Source organism: Nocardia sichangensis, assembly GCF_047200615.1.
Classification (GTDB): domain Bacteria; phylum Actinomycetota; class Actinomycetes; order Mycobacteriales; family Mycobacteriaceae; genus Nocardia; species Nocardia sichangensis.
Window position 1 is genome coordinate 90,827 of the sequence record NZ_JBJZOK010000015.1, and the last position, 19,970, is coordinate 110,796.

At 68.6% G+C, this 19,970-nt stretch carries 17 protein-coding genes; 7 read left to right on the forward strand and 10 right to left on the reverse strand.

The genetic code is table 11. From position 1 onward, the window contains the following. Position 1: 1 nt before the first annotated feature. Positions 2-2,530: an ABC transporter permease gene (locus tag ACL03I_RS21380; RefSeq protein ID WP_412806815.1), complete on the forward strand. Its 2,529-nt coding sequence runs from the start codon at positions 2-4 to the stop codon at positions 2,528-2,530. A 296-nt stretch (positions 2,531-2,826) separates the two neighbouring features. Here ACL03I_RS21380 and ACL03I_RS21385 read toward each other — a convergent pair whose 3' ends face one another. The 3 genes from ACL03I_RS21385 to ACL03I_RS21395 form a co-directional block, all read right to left on the reverse strand. Next, entirely contained in the window at positions 2,827-3,300 is a 474-nt protein-coding gene (locus ACL03I_RS21385; protein ID WP_412806816.1) for an NUDIX domain-containing protein, read from the reverse strand. 157 nt (positions 3,301-3,457) lie between these two features. Continuing rightward, a complete protein-coding gene (locus ACL03I_RS21390) occupies positions 3,458-3,667 on the reverse strand; it encodes a DUF397 domain-containing protein (RefSeq protein ID WP_364432587.1) in 210 nt (69 codons plus the stop codon). Further along, the gene (locus ACL03I_RS21395; RefSeq protein WP_364432584.1) at positions 3,664-4,551 is read right to left on the reverse strand and encodes a helix-turn-helix domain-containing protein; all 888 of its coding nucleotides are present in this window, start codon (positions 4,549-4,551) and stop codon (positions 3,664-3,666) included. The genes ACL03I_RS21390 and ACL03I_RS21395 overlap by 4 nt, the downstream gene beginning before the upstream one ends. A 49-nt stretch (positions 4,552-4,600) precedes the next feature. Here ACL03I_RS21395 and ACL03I_RS21400 point away from each other — a divergent pair, with 49 nt between their 5' ends. From ACL03I_RS21400 to ACL03I_RS21410, 3 genes are all read left to right on the forward strand, one after another. Next, on the forward strand, positions 4,601-5,077 hold the full coding sequence (locus tag ACL03I_RS21400; RefSeq protein ID WP_412806817.1) for a hypothetical protein: 477 nt from the start codon (positions 4,601-4,603) through the stop codon (positions 5,075-5,077). Next, on the forward strand, positions 5,077-5,421 hold the full coding sequence (locus tag ACL03I_RS21405) for a hypothetical protein (RefSeq protein WP_364432578.1): 345 nt from the start codon (positions 5,077-5,079) through the stop codon (positions 5,419-5,421). Before ACL03I_RS21400 ends, ACL03I_RS21405 begins: the two co-directional genes overlap by 1 nt. A 671-nt stretch (positions 5,422-6,092) precedes the next feature. After that, on the forward strand, positions 6,093-6,923 hold the full coding sequence (locus ACL03I_RS21410) for a phosphatase PAP2 family protein (RefSeq protein ID WP_412806818.1): 831 nt from the start codon (positions 6,093-6,095) through the stop codon (positions 6,921-6,923). Positions 6,924-7,101: 178 nt separating this feature from the next. On the opposite strand, the gene ACL03I_RS21415 is transcribed toward ACL03I_RS21410, so the two are convergent. Continuing rightward, on the reverse strand, positions 7,102-7,254 hold the full coding sequence (locus ACL03I_RS21415) for a hypothetical protein (RefSeq protein WP_412806819.1): 153 nt from the start codon (positions 7,252-7,254) through the stop codon (positions 7,102-7,104). A gap of 154 nt (positions 7,255-7,408) precedes the next feature. Here ACL03I_RS21415 and ACL03I_RS21420 point away from each other — a divergent pair, with 154 nt between their 5' ends. Further along, on the forward strand, positions 7,409-8,623 hold the full coding sequence (locus tag ACL03I_RS21420; protein WP_412806820.1) for an MFS transporter: 1,215 nt from the start codon (positions 7,409-7,411) through the stop codon (positions 8,621-8,623). A 5-nt stretch (positions 8,624-8,628) separates the two neighbouring features. On the opposite strand, the gene ACL03I_RS21425 is transcribed toward ACL03I_RS21420, so the two are convergent. Beyond that, complete coding sequence (locus tag ACL03I_RS21425; RefSeq protein WP_412806821.1) at positions 8,629-9,066, reverse strand: SRPBCC family protein; 438 nt, start codon at positions 9,064-9,066, stop codon at positions 8,629-8,631. A gap of 122 nt (positions 9,067-9,188) precedes the next feature. Between ACL03I_RS21425 and ACL03I_RS21430 the strand changes: the two genes are divergently transcribed. Then, positions 9,189-9,965, forward strand: a complete 777-nt coding sequence (locus ACL03I_RS21430) for a helix-turn-helix domain-containing protein (RefSeq protein ID WP_412806822.1) — start codon at positions 9,189-9,191, stop codon at positions 9,963-9,965. Between the two features lie 245 nt (positions 9,966-10,210). On the opposite strand, the gene ACL03I_RS21435 is transcribed toward ACL03I_RS21430, so the two are convergent. After that, positions 10,211-10,972, reverse strand: coding sequence for a DUF3626 domain-containing protein (locus tag ACL03I_RS21435; RefSeq protein WP_412806823.1), 762 nt, complete (start codon positions 10,970-10,972; stop codon positions 10,211-10,213). Between the two features lie 261 nt (positions 10,973-11,233). Here ACL03I_RS21435 and ACL03I_RS21440 point away from each other — a divergent pair, with 261 nt between their 5' ends. Beyond that, positions 11,234-11,620 (forward strand): GFA family protein, encoded by a 387-nt coding sequence (locus ACL03I_RS21440; protein WP_412806824.1) that lies wholly within the window; start codon positions 11,234-11,236, stop codon positions 11,618-11,620. 74 nt (positions 11,621-11,694) lie between these two features. On the opposite strand, the gene ACL03I_RS21445 is transcribed toward ACL03I_RS21440, so the two are convergent. The 4 genes from ACL03I_RS21445 to ACL03I_RS21460 all read right to left on the reverse strand — a co-directional run bounded on the left by ACL03I_RS21445 (position 11,695) and on the right by ACL03I_RS21460 (position 19,622). Further along, on the reverse strand, positions 11,695-12,852 hold the full coding sequence (locus tag ACL03I_RS21445; protein WP_412806825.1) for a VWA domain-containing protein: 1,158 nt from the start codon (positions 12,850-12,852) through the stop codon (positions 11,695-11,697). 418 nt (positions 12,853-13,270) lie between these two features. Further along, positions 13,271-15,688 carry a DUF5682 family protein gene (locus ACL03I_RS21450; RefSeq protein WP_412806846.1) on the reverse strand — a complete coding sequence of 806 codons (2,418 nt, stop codon included), beginning with the start codon at positions 15,686-15,688 and terminating at the stop codon, positions 13,271-13,273. After that, positions 15,667-16,767, reverse strand: a complete 1,101-nt coding sequence (locus ACL03I_RS21455) for an ATP-binding protein (RefSeq protein ID WP_412806826.1) — start codon at positions 16,765-16,767, stop codon at positions 15,667-15,669. The genes ACL03I_RS21450 and ACL03I_RS21455 overlap by 22 nt, the downstream gene beginning before the upstream one ends. Then, positions 16,764-19,622 (reverse strand): SWIM zinc finger family protein, encoded by a 2,859-nt coding sequence (locus tag ACL03I_RS21460; protein ID WP_412806827.1) that lies wholly within the window; start codon positions 19,620-19,622, stop codon positions 16,764-16,766. The genes ACL03I_RS21455 and ACL03I_RS21460 overlap by 4 nt, the downstream gene beginning before the upstream one ends. Between the last annotated feature and the right edge of the window lie 348 nt (positions 19,623-19,970).

Sequence of the window (19,970 nt, forward strand, 5' to 3'; positions counted from 1 at the left end):
AATGGCTGGAAGTCCGATGCGCAAGGTCGCGCTGCGCAATCTAGCGGCGCACAAGGTGCGGCTCGCGCTGACCCTCTTGTCGGTGGTGCTCGGCACCGCGTTCATCGCGGGTTCGTTCGTGTTCACCGACACCCTGCAGAGCACATTCGACGGAATCTTCGCCAACGAGGCGAAGGGCGTCGACGTTCGGGTCAGCCCGAAAGAACGTCAGGCGCAAGGCGTTCCGAACAATGTGGTGGACGAGCTGGGGAAGTACCCCGGCGTCCGCACGGTCGCGCCGAGCGTGAACGGACCGGTGGTGCTGCTCGATCCGACCGGAAAGAAGGCCGTGCAGACCGGCGGGGCGCCGACGTTCGGCAAGTCGTACCTGCCGCCGGAGAAGGCCGTCGCGGAGCCGGAGAAGTTCCTGCAAGGCGTCCCGCCCGCCCGGCCCGGCGAGATCGCGCTCAACACCGGCGGGGCCGACCGGGCCGGACTGAAGATCGGTGACCGCACCAAGATCCTCATCCCCTCCCAGGCCGATCCGATCGACGTGACCCTGACCGGCATCTACGAGGTTCCCTCCGACACGGGTGGGTTCATCGGCGTGCTGTTCGACGACACGCAGGCGCGCAAGCTGTTCACCGACGCCCTGCACGTCGCCTACGTCGACTTGGCGGCCACCGGCATTCCCGGCGACGAGTTGCGCGACAACCTCGCCAAGGCACTGCCCGGCTACAAAGTGCAGAACAGCGATCAGGTGCGTGCCGACCTGAAGAAGGAAATCTCCAACGCGCTCAACTTCATCAACTACTTCCTGCTCGCCTTCGGCGCGATCGCGCTGATCGTCGGCACGTTCATCATCTACAACACGTTCTCGATGATCGTCGCGCAACGCCTGCGGGAGCTCGCGCTGCTGCGCGCGGTCGGCGCGAGCAGGCAGCAGGTCGGCACGTCGGTGGTGGCGGAGGCGTTCGTCATCGGGTTGATCGGCAGCGTGGTCGGCCTCGTGGGCGGCGTCGCCCTGGCGTTCGGATTGTCGGCGGTGCTCAACGCCTTCGATCTCGGCTTGCCGACCGGATCGATGGCGGTGCGGCCGCGCACCGTCGTGGTCGGGCTGCTGGTCGGCCTCGCGGTGACGATGGTCAGCGCCTACGCGCCCGCGCGCCGCGCCTCGCGCATCCCGCCCGTGCAGGCCATGCGCGAGGAATTCGCGTCCATCGGGGAGTCGCTGCGCCTGCGCACGATCTTCGGCGCGGTGCTCGCGGCGCTCGGCGCGGTCCTCGTCGTGCTGGGCGCGCAGCGCACCGGTGGCACGGCGGCCGCCACGGTCGGCGTCGGCGCGCTCGGGTTGATCTTCGCGGTGCTGCTGGCCGCGCCCGCGTTGTCGCGACCGCTGGTCGGCGGGCTCGGCGTGCTGGTGCGCCCGTTCGGGCCGATCGGTCGCATGGCGCGCAACAACGCGTCGCGCAATCCGCGCCGCACCGCCGCGACGGCCTTCGCGCTCACGCTGGGTCTGATGCTCGTCTCGGCGATCGGCATGCTGGGCGCTTCGGCGAAGGAGAGCGTCGGCGTGCTGGTCGACAAGGGCGTGCGGGCCGACTACGTGCTGGCGGGCCCGCAATTGCTCGGGGTGCCGTTCGGTGCCGCCGACGCCGCCCGGACGAAGGTGCCGAACGTGGCGCAGGTGGTCGGAATGCGGGGGGCCGCGTTCAAGCTCGGCGGCGATCAGGTGTTCGCGTCCTCACCAGACGGTCCGCTGACCGGTGTGCTGAACTACGAGATCGTGCGCGGCAGCGACACTCTCGGCGCCAGGGACGTGCTCGTGTCCGAGGACGAAGCGAACGACCGCGGCTGGAAAGTCGGCGAAGAGGTGACCCCGACCAGCGTCGACGGCAAGAAGGTGCCGCTCACCGTCACCGGTGTGTACAAGAAGAACCCGCTGCTCGGCCCGATGGTGGTGTCGCAGACGGTCTACGACGAGGTCGTCCCGCTCAACTTCCGGACCAACTTCCTCGTGCTGATCAAGGCGCAACCGGGCGCGAATACCAGCGCGATGCGCGCCGACCTGGAGAAGGCCACCGAGCAATTCGTCGTGGTGCAGGTGCAGGACCGGGAGGAATTCAAGGGAGCGCAGGGCAAGCAGATCAACACCCTGCTGGCCATTCTCTACGGCCTGCTCGCCTTGGCGGTGGTGATCGCGATCCTGGGCATCGTCAATACTTTGGCGCTGTCGGTGGTGGAGCGCCGCCGGGAGATCGGCATGCTCCGCGCGGTCGGCATGCAGCGCGCCCAGGTGCGCCGGACGATCTATCTGGAGTCGATGCTGATAGCGGTGTTCGGCGCGATCGTCGGCATGGTGCTCGGCCTGGGACTCGGCGTCGGATTCCTGCGCACGCTAAGGGATTTGGGTCTCGACCAGATCGCCATCCCCTGGAGCCAGCTGGTCCTGGTCCTGGTCAGCTCGGCGGTGGTCGGAGTACTGGCCGCGCTGTGGCCTGCGGTGCGGGCGGCGCGCACGCCACCACTGGCCGCGATCGCCGATCTCTGAAAAGCCGTGCGGCGCACAATGATTGTGCGCCGCACGGGACTGCTGCGTGTCCTCGCGGGAACTGTTCAACCGCCGCCCCTCCTCTGGGGTCACCGCTCGCACAAACACTTCCGGCTTCCGGGCCACCACCGGCAGCAGGTCCACGATCAACCCGACACCCGGTTACCGAGGCAACCTACCTGGACGAGGCACTAGACCGCGATTCGATCGCGTCCGGATCATCATCCACGCCGCATCCCGGGTTGCGGCTTGTTTCGCCAGGACGTCGAACGCTCGGCCGTAGAAAGCTATCTTTCTCAACCAAGATACGGACTCGTGCGCTGTTCGGCGTGGTGTTGCAACCGGAGCCGGACAGTCTCGTGTATGGGCAGCGTCTCGAGTTCTTCGAGTCGTAGGAACTCGACAGAAGTCGATTCATCGGATACGGAGATTTCCCCACCGGTCACCCTGCCGAAGTAGACCACTGCGAACTCTTGCCGGACCTCTCCGTCCGCGTGTTCGATTACGTGCTCAGGGTCGGTGTATATACCGAGCAAACCAGTGATCTCTATGTCCAACCCGGTCTCTTCGCGGGTCTCCCGAACCGCGCAATCCTCAAGAGTCTCGCCTACTTCCATGATTCCGCCGGGTAGAGACCAGTTACCCGAGTCGCCACGGCGTTGCATCAGCACGCGCCCGTTCTCGTCGGTCACCAACGCTGAAGCCCCCGGCTTCAGTGAGTTCGACCGTGGTGCGTTCGGATCTCGGTAGTAGTCACGCCGTGAGCCCATTGGCGAATCCTTGCGTCGTTGAGTACGGGGTGATGGTGCCCCAGATCTGTTCGAACTGGTCGGCGAACGACTCGAATATCCCGTGCTGCGACAACCGGCGCACAATCATTGTGCGCCGCACGTGACTGCGGCGTGTCCTCGCGGGAACTGGTGTGGCTCAGGCTGCGCCGGTGGAACCGTCGAGTCGAACGGCATTGGTGAACGTATCCCACTGGCCCGGAGCGAACACCAGGGCGGGACCGTTGGGGTTCTTGCTGTCGCGAACCCCCACCATGCCCTGCTCCAAGAAGGCGACCTCAACGCAATCTTGGCCCATCGAGCTACGGGTGCTCTTGAACCACTCGGCTCCGGATAGGTCGATGTTCACGCCAAGTACTCCTTCATTCTTTGCCGAAGCAGTCTCCTGCTCGCGACTGCGTCCAGCGCGGTATGTCGAATGATCGTGAGGGCCTCGCGATACCGCCGAAGATCCGACTCTCCCTCAAAGTACATCGCACCAGTGAAGCCCTCAACGTAGACAACTGTCGGTTCCGCGACGCCACCTGCGGCGTCGAGGCCGTAGTCGAGGATCGAAAATGGTCCGACGGGTCCGCCGACCGGAAAGCCCGCACCGAACGGAAGAACTCGAATCGTGACGTTCGGGCACGTGCTCAGCTCCGCAAGGTGACGATGTTGCGCGGACATGATCTTGGGATTGCCGACGACCGCGTGCAGGACGGCTTCGCCGAGAATGACGTCGATTGTCGCCGGGTTCGCCTTGCGCGTGATGATCGCTTGACGCTTGGTCTTCAGTTCGATGCGGCGTCGGCGTTCTTCCTCGGAGTCTTTCGGAAAGTAGATCCGGTCGAGCGTCGCCGCGTAGTCGTTGGTCTGCAACAGCCCGGGAATGATGTCGGGTCGAAAGATCTCGATCTGCCGAGCGCTGGCTTCCAAACCGATGTACACATTGAACGTCTCAGGAATGAGATCGCCGAAGCTGTGCCACCAGCTCTTCTCGGCTCCCTGCTTGAACAGGCCGACCATCGCGGCGCTCTTCTCGTGATCCAGACCTAAATTCTGGCAGAGCAATTCGATGTCACGTGCGCGCAGCCGGCCGACATCTCCCCGCTCCAGCCTGGACTGGGTACTCACACTCCAATCCATGATGGTGGCTACCTGTCCCTGCGTCAGGTTCTGCTCCTCGCGCGATTCACGCAGGTAGCGACCCATCTGCCGGCGCGGCAGTGACGCGCTTGTGCCTTGCTTCCCCATTCCGACCCCCTGGTAGGCATTATCAGTTCGATCGCCTTTCACTCTCAGTTTGGCGGTGATCCAGGGGATTTGGGCCGAATTGCTGAAATTTTCTGTTAGACAGCGGCAGCCTGCTCAGGCGGTGGTGTGCTTCCAGTACTCCGACCAGCTTCGAGGGGAATCAATGACCTACGCGAACGCAATCGAGCCGCCCATCGCGGGCAGGCCGAAATCATTGGGATTCATTCGGAATGACCTGTCCGGCATCCATGCCCCACGTCATGCCGCCGAGGTGTGGCGGCATGCTCTCGGACTGGGGCACCATTACGTGTACACCGTTCGTCCACCGGTCGATGTGGACAGTCCGATCGAGTACGTGCTCGGCGTCGCGGCAGGGCTCGGTGTCGATGTGATCGTCGTGTTCGAGCTGGGGCATGTGGATGATCGACCGGCCTTGATCTGCGACAGGGGATTCGATCTCGAGACCGTCAGCCCGCAGGGCGCATGGACGCGCTCGTCCAGGCTCGTGTCCGGCGAGGGGGCGTGATGGGGGTCGAGACCGTTGTCGAGCCACCGCTGATCTGCGGTGACGTGGACGTGGAAATCGCTCATCGGATCATGCGGCGGCATCGGGCATGCCGCATCGACCGGTGCGCATGGAAACGTCTGGCGTATTACACGCTTGTCGTGCGTGGCCGGATCGTGCCGCAAACGCTCAGTCCGCGTGAGCGTGCCGCCGAGAGGAACATCCCGTTCCCTCCGATGGACGATGTTCGCGCCTCGACCGAGGTCGGTGTGGCGCCGCGAACGTTGCGGCACGTGTTGGACATGCTGAATCAGTCCTTGCTACCGCCAGGACGGGAGGTCGTGCCGCCGCTCGAAGGGGCGTGATGCCTTGAGTGTGTGGGATCTGGTGTGCAGTGCCGCCGCGACTGTCGGCGGCGGATCGTGTGTCGCGCTCGCGTTGGCCTGTCTGTGGCCGACCGGTTCGCCAGGACGCTCCGATGGGCGTCGCCGCCTCCCGGACGCCGCGAAGCGGGTGGCGTTCCGGTGGCCTGCGGAATGGACATGCACGGCACCGCCGGAGCCCTTCACGGTCGCCGAAGCCCATGTCGCCATGCAGCGGCATCGCGAACACGGGTGTGCCCGCAAACGCGCCGCCTGGGGTGTGCTGGTGGCCGCAGGGCGGGTTGTGCCGGATTCACACCGGCGGAGTGAGAGGCCGTGAATCGGGCCGGATCGATGTCGGCGAAAGCTCAGCCCTCTGCGGCCACATTCGCCCACCGGTTGAGGCAAGCGCGGATCGCGCGTGGAACGGCTGGAGCCGGTGGCCGCACCAGGTCGTCAGCCATGCGTCTGGCGTGCTCGGCGGTGCGGTCGATGGGTAGCGAAAAACGCGAGATCGCCTGTCTTGCAAGCAAACTCGAATTGGAGACAGGCGGCTGTATGCCCCGTCACATCTTGCTGAAGTTGTCCGTTCGGTAGTGCTAGTTTAAACGGAGGTTACCACTCCACTTAATTCTCGGTAAACGGCCTGATTCAACGGGGAAGGAGGCCGCGCGATGGTCGCTGTGGACTTCGGGGGTCCGGGCGCCGGGCTCGAGCTCGCGTCGGGCGGAGTCGTCGAACGGGTGCGCGCGGCCGTGCGCGGTCGCGGGGGCGAGGCGGTCGGGCAGCTTCTTCTCATCACGGTGCTCTACCTCGGCTATCGCGCGGGCCGTCTGATCACCGCCGACGACACGGGGCGTGCCCTGGTCAACGCGCACCGCTTGCTCGGACTCGAAGACCGGCTCGGCCTGCTGGACGAGCAGACGGTGCAGTCGTTGTTCCTGAACCGCGAATTCCTCGCGGTTCCGGCCAACTTCTACTACGCCAGCGCGCATTTCACCGTGGCCGTCGGAGTCCTGCTGTGGCTGTGGACGTTCCGGCCGGAGCACTATCGCTGGACCAGGAACCTCATGGCGGCGCTGACGGGAGCCGCGCTCGCGGTGCACATCCTGATCCCGCTCGCGCCGCCGCGCATGCTGCCCGACCAGGGTTTCGTCGATCTGGCCGTGCGATACGGCCAATCCGTCTACGGCGCGGCGGATTCCGGCGGTCTGTCCAATCAGTTCGCGGCCATGCCCTCGCTGCACGTCGGTTGGGCGTTGCTGCTCGGTGTTGCCGTCGTCGCCGCGACTCGCACACCGTGGCGCTGGCTCGCCTTGGCCCATCCGGCGCTGACCACGCTCGTGGTGGTGGGTACCGCCAATCACTACTGGCTGGACACCATTGCCGCTGTCATGTTGCTCGCGGTGGCCGCCGTACTGCATCCCCTCGTGGTGCCCGCGGCGGCCACGGCGTGGGGCGTGATGGGTCCCGTTTCGTCGAAACCCATGCTGACCAGCTCCTGACAGTCCATCACGCACCCGGCGGCGCTGACCGGAAAAGCGCTCCGTCGCGCGTACGATCGCAGAGCCGTCCTGTTCGCCCATCCGGACAAGGAGTTGCCATGGAACCGATGACCATCGCGGATCTGCTGTCTTCGCTTGCCATCCAGGTGTTCGCCCTGTTGGGCGGATTCCCCGGGGGTTACCCCGGCTGATCCGTTGCCGCTGCTTCCGCGCCGCTCTTCATCGCGGCGAGTGTCTCCCGCATGAGCGCGGGCATGGTCCGGCCGACGAGGGCCGATACCAGTGGTCGCAACGGGACCGCGGTGGGCTGGAACGAATAGGTCCAGGTCACCGCGGTCCGTCCGTCTTGATCGCGGAACGCGAAAGCGCCGTCATGGGACGTTCCTCGCCGACTTGCTGTCGCGAATACATGCGCGGCCGGGAACGGGACGGTGTTGTCTATTTCTCGCCGGAACCCTGATGCCGGGATTCCTACCGTCGATGCAATGGAAAGCGAACGGATCCCGGATGCCGGGAATGCTGAGTTGCGGGCGCCTGTCGTGTGGTTCATGGCGCTGGCGGCCGCGCTCGGGACGGCGAGTGTCTACCTACTGCAACCGGCCGTCGCGGAGGTTGCCGGTTCACTGCACGCCTCTACGGCGGCGACCGGCACCGCTTTGGCGTGCGGGCCGGTCGGCTATCTGGTGGGGTTGGTTCTGCTCGTGCCGCTGGTCGACCGGTTCGCGCCACGGGCCGTGGTGGCGGCCCAGTTCGTGGCGCTGGCGGTTGCCTCCGCCGCTGGTGCGGTAGCGGGATCACCTTGGGCCCTTGGATTCGTCATGGGCCTGGTCGGGGCGGGGTCGGCGGTCGGGGCCCAGCTGAGTTCGGTGGCGGGGCGTTTCGCGCAGCGTCGTCGGCGGGCCACGGTCTTGGGTATCGTGACCGCGGGCATATCTGCCGGAATCCTCGCCGGGCGCATCATCGGCGGCTGGCTCGCCGACGTGATCGGTTGGCGAGCAATGCTTTTCGTATTCGCTGTGCCGTGTGTCGTGGTCGCGGCGGTGTCCTTGTCCACCCTGCCGACCGCGTGGGGTCGCACGTATGCCGGATATCTGGATACGGTGCGCGGGATTCCCGGGCTCTTCGCCCGCTTCGCCGCACTGCGCCGGGCGGCGGCACGGGGAGCGCTGTGGTTCTTCGCGTTCTGTGCGATCTGGGCAGGTCTCGCGGTGGCGCTGTCGCAGCCTCCGTCCTCATATTCACCCGAACGGATCGGCCTGTACGCCTGCGCCGGACTCGCCGGTGTCCTCGCGACCCGGATCGCCGGCGGATGGACCGACCGGGTCGGCCCGCGAAACGTGATCCTGGTGGGGCTCGCGCTCGCCCTTGTCGCGACGGTTGTCCTGGGCGTTGCCCTCTCGAACACTGTGGTGACCCTGGCCTGCCTCGGGCTCTTCGATGCCGGACTGTTCGCGGCCCAGGTGGCCAACCAGAGCACGGTCCTGGCCATCGACCCGTCCGCGCCTGCCCGCTTCAACAGTGCCTACATGTCTGTGTACTTCGTCGGGGGCAGCCTGGGAACCGCATTCGGCGCGGCCGCCGTCGGCTGGTTCGGCTGGCCCGGTCTGGTCGCCCTCGCCGCGGTCGCCACGGCCGCGGCGGGCGGGGTCACCCTGGCCGACCGGCCGCGGCGGCACGCGGCCACGCAGCCTGCCCGATGAGCGCCCTACGGTGCGAGTTCGCTGCCACCCGGCTCCTGGGATCCCCCTGCCTCCAGGGTCCGGCGCATGACAGCCGACGCCTGTTCGACGAACTCGGCTATCGGCACAGTGAGAGCCTCGGGCAGGACATCGGTGTGCCACACGACCAGGGTCCCGCCGTCATTGCCGGGCAGCGCCTGCATCGAGGCGTGGTGATGGGAGGAATGCAGACTGCCTCCGACGATGGAGTACGCGATACGCCGGCTCACCGGGTCGAGGTCGATGAGCCGTTCCACGACCACGGTGCCGTTGGCGAAGGTGACGGTACGGGTGTCCGCGTCGAGCCGTGCGTCGGTGACGAGACCCGGGCCGAGCCGCTCGTGCACCGCGCCGAAATCGCTGACAGCGTCCCATACCTGCTCGGGCGTGGCGTGGATGTCGAATTCTTTGTGAACGGATGCCATGGGGTCCTCCTGGTCGGCCGCGGTGATTCGGTTGCCGTCTCAGCATTCCCGCCGGCCCACCCGCGGGTCTTGAAGATCCTTGCGCGGCGTTTTTCGTCGTACCCTCGGCGTACGGTCCGCAGGTGCTGTCCACGACAACCGTTGCCGCCCGGCCCGAGTTCACCGTGACCACGGTGACCTGCCGCTCCGACCACACCCACTTCTCGGCCCCGGAGGTCCGCGACGACCATCGCCTCGTGCTCGTGCGCCGTGGCCGGTTCCAGCGACAGTCCGACGGCGACCGGGCCGACCTGGACCCGACAGTCGGCTACCTGGGCGTACCGGGCGAAGAGGAACGGTTCGCCCATCCCGTCGGCGGCGACGTCTGCACCGTGGTGACCGTCGCGCCCGGCCGCTGGGAAGGGGCCGTCGATCCGCGCGCGGTGTACATCGATGCCCGTATCGATCTCGCGCACCACCGTGTTCTCGCTGCCGTCCGAGGCGGCGACATCGACTACGCGTTGACCGAGGAGCTTGTCCGGCTCGTCGCACTCGCCGCCGGATGGCCGATCCCTCGATCGCGGCCGACCGACCGGGCGCTGGTTACTGCGGCCCGCGAGGCGATCATCGACGACGCACCGGAATCGGTGGGCCTGCAATCTCTGGCCGCATCGCTGAAGGTCTCGCCGTACCGGCTGAGCCGGGTGTTCTCGCGGCACATGGGGCTGTCGCTGACCCGCTACCGCAACCGAGTACGGGTCGGCCGGACCATCGACCGGCTCACCGACGGAGAAACCGGCCTCGCCGACCTCGCCGCGCACCTCGGTTTCGCCGACCAGGCACACCTGACCCGCACCGTCCGCGAACACCTCGGCCACACCCCCACGGCGCTACGCCGTCTACTCACCGAGACCAACTGACCGAGCCGCTGAAGGGGGCGCGGCGCCGCACCTTCCCAGGCCTCGCGCTTCCCGGCCAGGCGACGTGGGTCGGCGACGTAACGATCGGCTCGAGCTCTGACGGCGAACCGTCGACCCACGCGGTGGCATTTTGCTCAGGGGCACTGACCATCCGTTGGGTGACTTCGGGCGGAAACGGCACCGCCAAGAGCCATCGCGCCTGGCCGTCCGCCACGGTCGGTGGTGTTCTCGGCACCAATTCGGGGCTACCGTGGCGGGCTTGGTTCAGTCGCGCCGAATCGGGCCAGATAGTGCCACACCTTCTTGAGGTCTTGCGGATCGTAACGACCGGTGCGGGCGGCGTCACCGATGATCCGGGGATCGAGCCGGCCGCCGACCGCGATCTCGGTTCCCAGCTCGACGTACCGTGCCCCGCGGAAATTGGGGTGACAGCGCAATCGGTCCACACCGAGCAGGAAGCCGGGATGCCACTCGACCCGGCATCCGAGCCGGTTTGCGGCCTCGTGCACCGGCGTACCGCGATAGCTGGGATCCAGCACCAATGCCTCCACATCCCGGTCGAACCGGACCGGGCCATGGATGTGTGCCTCGATGTGGCCGTCGAGAGCGTCGAGGTCGTCGGTCTTGGCCAGCGCGATGAGCGAAAACCGATCAGCGACAGCGAAATCGGTGGGTTCGGTGGAGCTGTCGGGATAGCAGAACGTCGCCCGTGCTAGCGTGTCGGCGGTCAGCCGGAAAAACGACGAACCGAACCGCGCCGCACCGCCGCGCGGATCGTCACGGAAGTTCAAGGCACCATAGACCGGACGCTCGGTGGCCGGAGCGTGGTCGTAGGCGCCGGCGAAGATACGGCTTTCCCAGCGCCATCGGTCGCCGCCGGGGTGGGCGGTCAGGCCTCCATTGCTGGTTCCGGTCGCGAACTGCGACAGATAGACGCCGTCGTCAGCCATCTTGTCCAGAATCAGACGCCCAGCCACCATGCGGTCGGGGTGGAAGTTCATCGTCATCCGCAAACGCGGATCCAATGGGCGCCCCGAAGCCGACGCCGCAACATGTTCGACCGCGCGTCGTTGCGCCGACCCGGCCGCCTCCACCCCCATGCTCCAACCTCTCAACCTGCCGTACCTCACGGAGCTTCTCCGCACCATGCAAGCGGACTCGCAGTCGATTGTGTGACACAGTGGGCGTGCCCGCTCGATGCGACGGTGAAGGCCTCGCCGAGCGCCGGGCGCCGTTGGCCGACAACGCGCGGCATCGGATGAAACGACATGGTGTCAAAAGGAAGGAGCGATGTGAACGGCGGCTGTCTCTGCGGCAATATCCGGTTCTCCGCGGCCGGCGACCCGGACTTCCCTCACCTGTGCTCATGTGAGCACTGCCAGCGGCTTTCAGGCGCCCCGGTGATGTCCTGGGTGTCTTTCCCGGAGGAGGGATTCGCGTGGACCGGACCGGGCGGGGAACCGACCTGGTTCGAGACGTTCCCGCAGATCTGCCGAGGATTCTGCCCGAAGTGTGGTTCGTCGGTCGCCTCCAAAGGTGATGAAGCAGGCTTGGTGGGGGTCACGATCACCGCCTTGGACGATCACTCCGACCTGGTGCCGGTCAAGCAGAGCTTTGCCCACAACGCAGTCCCATGGATGGCCCCACTGAGTTGACCTGCTTGCCCCTGCGGGACAACCACTTTGGGGACCACAAGTAGTCCCGCGTGGCAGACCCGGAGGGACTCGCGTCAGTGCTGGGCGGCGTTGGCGTGGGCCCAGGACTGGACGTCGCCGCGGTCGAGGGCCAGTGCCAAGAGTTCCGGGAATTTGTCGGGGGTGCAGGCGAAGGCCGGGATGCCCAGTGCGGCGAGGGCTGCGGCGTTGTCGTGGTCGAAGGCGGGGGCGCCGTCGTCGGAGAGGGCGAGCAGCACGACGACCTGTACGCCGGAATCCTGTAGCGAGCGGACGCGGCGCAGCATCTCGTCGCGGATGCCGCCCTCATAGAGGTCGGAGATCAGGACGAACAACGTATCGGCCGGGCGGGTGACCAGGGACTGGCAGTAGGCGAGGGCCCGGTTGATGTCGGTGCCGCCGCCCAGTTGGGTGCCGAACAGCACCTCTACCGGGTCGTCGAGTTTGTCGGTGAGGTCGACGATCTCGGTGTCGAAGACCACCAGCGAGGTGCGCAGCGACCGCATCGAGGCGAGCACCGCGCCGAACACCGACGCGTACACGACGCTGGCGGCCATCGAACCGGACTGGTCGATGGCCAGCACCACGTCCCGCCGGACCGCCTGAGCCTTGCGGCCGTAGCCGACCAGGCGTTCGGGCACCACGGTGCGATGCTCGGGCAGGTAGGTGGCTAGGTTCTTGCGAATGGTGCGGTCCCAGTCGATATCCCGCAATTTCGGCCGGGTGACCCGGGCGGCGCGGTTCAGCGCACCGGACACCGCGGCGACGGTCTGCGCCGCGATGCGCTGCTCGATCTCCCGCACCACCTTCTCCACCACCATGCGCGCGGTGGCCTTGGTGGTCTCGGGCATCACCCGGTTCAAGCTCAGCAGGGTGCCGACCAGGTGCACGTCCGGTTCCACCGCATCGAGCAGTTCCGGCTCCAGCAGCAATTGGGTGAGATCGAGCCGCTCCACGGCGTCGCGTTGCATGACCTCGACGACGGAGGCCGGGAAGTAGCTGCGGATATCGCCGAGCCAGCGGGCCACGCGCGGCGCCGAGCCCTGCAAACCACCGGTGCGCTTGCCGGGCGAGGTCTCCTCATCGGTGTTGTACAGCGCCGACAGCGCCCGGTCCATCGCCGCGTCGGCGCCGGAGCCCAGCCCGCCCAGTCCTTCCTCCGCGGCCGCGCCGAGCACCAATCGCCAACGCCGAGACTGTGCTTCGTCGGTCACGGCTTGTCCTCCTCGGTACGGGCGAGAGCGCCGGTGCGGCCTCGCCCCGCTGCCTTGTCACTCATACTGCGTCCGGTTCCGGCGTCAGTGGGCCTGTGTGGTCGTGGTGCGTTGCTGCTTTCGGGTCCGGCCGCTGATGCTGTGTGGGTTTTCGGCAGGGGCCGTGATCCTGCGTGATTGCGCTGTGCTTCCGCTACGGAGCCTCGTGCTGTGCCCGATTTCGGCATCAGTGGAGTTCTGCGCGTGGTGCGTTGCCGCTTTCGGGTCCGGCCGCTCATGCTGTGCCGGTTTTCGGCATCAGCGGGGCGCTGCGTGGTCATGGCGTGTCGTTTCCGGCCGCACCGCTCGCGGTGTCCGATTGCGGCGTGAGCGGGGCCCGGTGTGGTTACGCGCCGCTGCCGTCTCCGGGTCCGACCGCTCATACCGTAACCCCCAGGATCTCCGCCGCGGTGCGCACCGCGGTCGTGGCTCGATCGGCGTCGATGCCCGCGACGGCCGCCGCCGGTGATACCGCTCCGCCGTCGCGGACCGCCTGCCCGATCGCGCGGCGTTCACCCGATTCGAACGCGCCGAAGGTACGGCGCAGCAGCGGCAGCGTCTCGACGAACGTGTCGTCGCCGAGTCCGCGCAGCCAGTCGTCGATGAGCCGCAACAACTCCCGATCGTGCACCAGCAGCAGGCCGCGACCGCCGAGGAATCCGTCTATCCACGCCGCCTTGGCCGCGGCGGTGGCGCCCACCGAGAGGGCGGCGGACAGTCTGCGCGCGGATTCGGCGTCATCGATGCGACCCGCGTCGGCGAGCAAACGGACCGCACGACCGACCAGCGCGCCGTGTACGTCGTCGCGGTCGGCGACCCGGCGCAATGCGGCGAGCCACTCACCGGTGGCCCAGCCGTCGTCCCTGGTATGGATGGCGGTGTGCGCCGCGTCCAGCAGACCGCGCAGATCGGTGGCGGCGTCAGTGTCCAATCCGGTGACCGCCGCAGGCAGGCCGGCGCAGATACGCACCAGCAACCCATCGGCCACGTGGGCCAGCGCTTTGGTGTCGGTGCCGCGCACGTCGCCGTAACGCAGTGTGCGGATCAGGCCGGGCAGCGCGGCCAGCAGGTGGGTGACGTCGTGGTCGAGCGCCGCGGTGGATTCCAGCCGGGCGATCAATCCGTCGGTGGCGCCGCCCAGGTCGGCCAGCAGCGCGACTTCCAGCGCGGCGGTCAATTCGCCGACCGAGCGGTCGGCGCGGCTGGCGGTGTCGAGAATCTTCGCCTCCGCCGCGGCGCGGATGGTGGTGCCCCAGCGAGAGGCCTCGATGATGGAGATCGCGTACTCGGGCTGCCATCGCAGCATCCAGGTTTCCCGGAAGGTGCCCGTGCTGCGCACGTCGCTGGTGGTGAGCGTGCCCCACTCGATGTCGAGCACCCGCAGCCGGTGTAGCAGGCGCGACCGCCGCACCTCGCGATCCTTACGCAGATCCAGGTCGACGGTGCGGATCGAGGGCTCCTGCTTCATCCGCAGCGACCGGATGGTGGCGCGCAGGTCCGCGTCCAGCGGCACGGTCGGCGTCTGCTCCGGAACGGCCCCGAGCGCCTCGCCGACGACGAGTTCGCCGATCACCAACCGCAGCATCGTCTCGTCGCCGCCGCACAGCACCGACCGGGTGGCCTCGGTCACCTCCGACAGACCGGGGAGCGGGCGACCGCGCAGCGCGGCGAGGGTGTCGGCGAGCCGGACGGCCTCGATGACGTGGGCGCTGGAGACGGGCAGATCGTGGGCGCGCAGCACACCGGCGACCTTGGTCAGCCAGCGGGCGATCGGCCGCTCGGTGGCGGTGAACAGGTGGTGGTACCAGCCCGGCGAGGTGACGCCCGCGCCGTAGCCGGAGGTCGTGGACAGCCGCGAATGCGTCCACGGCACCCAGGTGAGCCTGGTTTTGATCTTCGGAAGGCCCTTGAGCATCCGTGCGTCCGGCGCGGCGGGACCGAGCGCGCCTGCGAGCGCGGGCGCGTGCCACGCCCCGCACACCACCGCCAGCCGCATCGCACCGTCTTTGAGGGCCTTGCGCATCGTCTGGCGCATATAAGCCTCGCGCCGGAGGGTGTGGGCGTCGACCACGAGTGGTTCGGGCGGTGGTTCCGGCACGAGGGCCGATTCGGCTACTGCCTCCGCGACCGAATCCAACTCCGACGTGGAGGCCATTCGATCGCGTCCCGATTCGGCGGTCGGTCGGTCATCAGCCGGTTCGGTGCCCGCAGGCCCCTGGCGCGCCGGGTCGTCTTGCGCGGCCGACGTCGGGTCGCCATGCGTGGCGTCGCGCTCGGCGCCTTCCCGCAGCGCGCCCATCGCCTCGGTGATCGCGTCGAACGCGTCCGCGTCCGGCACGGTTTCGACGACGGCGTCCCACCAGCGTTCGGCGTCGTCGTAGCCGCCCGCTTCGGCGAGCGCGGCGAGCGGATCGAACCGGTCGCCGGGCTCGTCCTCGGTCGCGAGCGTGACGCTCGCGGGCAGATCGCAAAACCGTACGGGCACCGCGTTGTCCGTGGCGTACCGCAGCGCCTGCCACTCGGGGGAGAACACAGCGTACGGCCAGAACGCGGCCGTGGCGGGGGCGTCGGGCACGTACGCCAGCAGCGCGACCGGAGGGGCCATCCCTTCGGCGGCGACGAAGCCCACCAGCGGATCGGCGTCCGCGGGCCCCTCGATGAGGATCATGTCGGGCCGGAAATCCGCCAGGGCCATCCGCAGCGAGCGCGCCGAGCCGGGACCATGGTGGCGGATGCCGAATACCCTGGTCACAGGGGCGGTTTCGACACCGGAGGTCACCCGGTGACCTCGCGGCAGGCGCGGTAGAAATCCGCCCAATCCGGTCGCTCGCGGACCACGGCCTCCAAGTACTCCGTCCACACCACCGCGTCGGCCACCGGGTCCTTGATCACCGACCCGAGCACCGCGCCCGCGATGTCGGAGGCGCGCAGCACGCCGTCGCCGAAGTGCGCCGAGAGCGCGATTCCGTTGGTGATCACCGAGATCGCCTCGGCCGTGGACAGTGTTCCGGACGGCGACTTGAGCTTGGTCCGGCCGTCGGCCGTACTGCCGGAGCGCAGCTCGCGGAAGACCCGCACCACCCGCCGCACCTCTTCGGCCGCCGCGGGCACGGTCGGCAGTTCCAGCGCGGAGCCGAGCTGCTCGACCCGCCTGCTGACGATGGCGACCTCCTCGTCCTCGCTCGCGGGCAGCGGCAGCACGACTGTGTTGAACCGGCGGCGCAACGCGGAGGACAACTCGTTCACCCCGCGGTCGCGATCGTTGGCGGTGGCGATCACGTTGAAGCCCTTCGCGGCCTGCACTTCCGTGCGCAGTTCGGGCACCGGCAGCGTCTTCTCGGACAAGACGGTGATCAGCGCGTCCTGCACGTCCGACGGGATGCGGGTGAGCTCTTCTATGCGGGCGATGGAGCCCGTCCGCATGGCCGTGAGCACCGGCGACGGCACCAGCGCCGCATCGCTCGGTCCCTCGGCGAGCAACCGCGCGTAGTTCCAGCCGTAGCGGATCACCTCCTCGGCGGTGCCCGAGGTGCCCTGCACCAACAGCGTCGACGCACCGCTGATGGCGGCGGAGAGATGCTCGGACACCCAGGTCTTGGCGGTGCCCGGCACCCCGAGCAGCAGCAGTGCGCGGTCGGTGGCCAGCGTCGCGACCGCGACCTCCATGAGCCTGCGCGGGCCGACGTACTTCGGGGTGATCACGGTGCCGTCGGGCAGGGTGCCGCCGAGCAGGTAGGTGACCACCGCCCAGGGCGACAGCCGCCACGACGGCGGGCGGGGCCGGTCGTCGGCGGCGGCGAGGGCGCGCAGCTCGTCGGCGTACGCCTGTTCGGCATGGGGGCGCAGCAGATCCGGCGTCGGGTCGGTGGTGGTCATCGCAACTCCTCGAGCATCATCGAGCGGTTGTTGAGGTCATGGGCGAGCTGGTCGAAGGCCCGCTGCCAGGCGGGATCGTCGCATTTGCGGGCCACGGCGGACAGTGCGGCGGCGGCGGCGACGGGGAGGTGGACCGAGGCCGCGGCGAGCAGCGAGCGGTGCGCGTTCGGTGACGCGCCGTGCGTCTCGGGGCGCCGCGCCGCCGCCCGCGCCCGCTCGAACAGCAGCAGCACCACGTGTTGGGCCAGCGCTTCCGGCCACGGATGGCCCATCGCGGGCAGCAGCGCCTCGATCTCCGACAGCCAGGAGCCGTCCAGCCGCACCAGGTGCGCGGTCCGATCCGGCAGCGGTAGCAGCGCGAACAGCTCCCGTCTGCGCAGCATCGCCAGATCGGTGGGCACGCCCGCCTCGAACAATGCCCGCGCCCACGTCGAATCGTGTTGAGCCAGTGCGGCGTCCACCCAGCCGTCGAAGATGGGCTGCCGGAACCGGTCTTCGATCGTGGCGCGCACCGCCTGTTGCGGTGTGCCGAGCACACCGGTCCAGTGCGCCAGCGGCGTCGCGGCGACCACCTGCCGGAGCCGGGCCGCGGACACGTCGGGGGCGCCGTTCCAGCGGTAGGCGAATTCGATGGTGCGGTCGGTGATCCCGTCGCGCTGCGCGGCGGCGTCGGGCCGGTCGGGCAGCGTGAGAACCACGTTCGTGTGCAGCATTCGGTGCTCGGCGCGGATCCACGCGCTCGCTCGGGCGCGCATCCGCTGCGAGAACGCCGATTCCGGCAGTAGTGCGAGCAGTCCGGCGGCGGTGCGGCGCACGTCGGCGCGCCGGTCGTCCAGCGCCGTTTCCAGCAGGGGCTCGTCGTCCGGGCCGAGCCCGTCGGCGAGCACGGCCAGCAGTTCGGCCTTCAGCGGCCCGGATTCCTTCGGCCACGCCGCGGTGAGCTCCGCCCTGGCGGCGCCCGCGTCGCCGCGCCGGAGGTCGGCGAGCCAGTCGCGCCGCTCGGGTGGTCGACCGAACAGCCAAGTGTCGGTGGACCGTTCGACGGGCAGCCGCACCAAGTCGCGCCGATCCGGATGCCGGGCCGCCAGCCAGCTGCCGCGTGTGCCCGCGAGGCGTAGCAGCGGCTCGCGCAAACCGGCATTGATCTTCGCGTGCTCGAGCAGTTGCTCGCACAGCACGACCGGCGCCCGGTAATCGTGCGGCCGCGCCGCGTCGAACCATTCGGGCAGGAATGCCGAGCGTTCCCGCAGCATGCGTGCCAGGCGCACGGCAGCAGGGCGCGGCAGCGACGGACGGGGATCGTCCGCCGCGGGTTCCGGTGCCGCGGCAGTGGCGGGCACGACCCCACCCCGAGTGAAAAGGTCTTGTAGCGCGGCTGTTTCGAGCAGTCGCAACGCGGGATCATGGGGCAACCGGTCGGCCGCGCGTGCGATCGCGGGCGCGAGTGCGGCGAGATCCGGGGCGCGGCGCGCGGTGCCGAGCAGCGCGACGGAGGTGAGGTCGGCACTCCCGGTCGGCCCCGCGGGCGGAGTCGCGTCGGGCACGAAGGTCTCCGTGGGTGCCAGATCGATCACCTCCCCCGCGGTGAACACCGAAATCGGCTCCCATCCGTCGGCGCTCCACTCGCCGGCCACCGTCACCGGATGACCGCCCGAGACGGCCAGCAGCGTCCACGGTTGTTCGCCCGGCCGGATCGGCAGCGCGCTGCCGCCGGATTCGGTGAGGTACCAGCCCTCTTCGGTGCGGGTGGGTATCACATCGGCCAGCAGCATCGGCCACGAGCGCAGCCACGGATCGGCGCCGAGCGCGGACGCGTGCGCGGCGAGCGCGGCGGCGATGGTGGCGGGGTGGTTCGCGTCGGCGGGCAACGTGGTGAACGGTTCGACCGTGCCGTGCCGCTCGCCCCACAGCGCGCGCAGCGGCGCGGCGCCCGGGTAGAAATGCAACTCCGCGTCGGCCAGTCGACCCAGCGCGGGAACGTCGGCGGGGAAGCCGGGGGAGCCGAAGGAATGGTCGACCACCAGCGCCCAGCGCCTGCTCTGCCGCCCGTACAGCCAGGTGCGCCGGGTGTAGAGGCGCTCGTCCTCGGTGATCCGCGAGCCGAACACCATCCACCGATCACGCACCGGAGCTTCGGCGCGCACCGCCTCGGCCGGATTGGGGTAGCCGACATGGGTGCGGATGCTGGCGCGCAGCGCGGGTGATACCGCGTCGAGCTGCCGGTGCGCGGCGATCAACAGGTGCATCCGCGCGTACTCGCGCAGCACCACGTCGGGCCAGTCGGTTCTGGTGGCCACGGCGGCCGGGAGCCTGCGCAGAGCGGAGGCGAGGCCGGGGGCCTGCGCGTCGACCATCCTGGCGGCCACGGCCTCGAAGGCGCGATACGAGCGATCGGCCTGCGCGAGCCCGGTGCGTACCTGATCACCGAGCCAGACGTCGAGTTCCTCCAGCCCCGCCGTCACCCGCACCCGGCGCTGTTCGGCGGTGGCCGGATTCGGGGTGCGGGGCCGCTCCGCGGTCGCGGCGGCCCGCGCCGTACGGCCGCCGATCCACGCCGTCGCGTAGTCCGCGGTCTCCGGTGCGACGGCGACCTCGCCCGCGGACCAGCGCAGCAACAACGACAGCGCGTGTTTACAAGGAAACTTGCGGCTCGGGCACGAGCACCGGTACGCCGGACCGGACAGGTCGACGATCGTCTGATAGGGCGTGGCGCCGCTGCCCTGGCACCGGCCCCACAGCGCCGGGCCGTGCTGCCCGCACTCGCGCCAGCGACCCACCAGCTTGCGGGCCGCCGAGAGCGAATTCGCATCCGGCGCCAACGCCGTGACCTGGGCTTCGGTCCACTGCGTCGTCATCGGCTCGCTCCGGCTCGCTGCTGCCTCATCGCCTTCCTTCATTGCTCGGTTGACCGGATTTCTACCCCAGCGCACCGACAAGTACCGCCGCCGGCGCCGCGCTGCCCTCGGAACCGCTTGTCCCGGTGCCGTATTCGTCTTTCGAACGAATCTTGCGCCGATCGGTGCGCTCTGGCATTCTGTCCTGTTCGGCTCGACCGAGCCACCCGGACCGGGTGTAGACACCATCGAGGCTGCCCGCCGGGGTTGGCGCGAGGGGTGGACATCGAGACATGGCGCAGGCGTTTCGATGACCATATATCCATCCCCGCGGGCAGATTCGCTCGGGCGCGGTGGGCGATTCCGGCG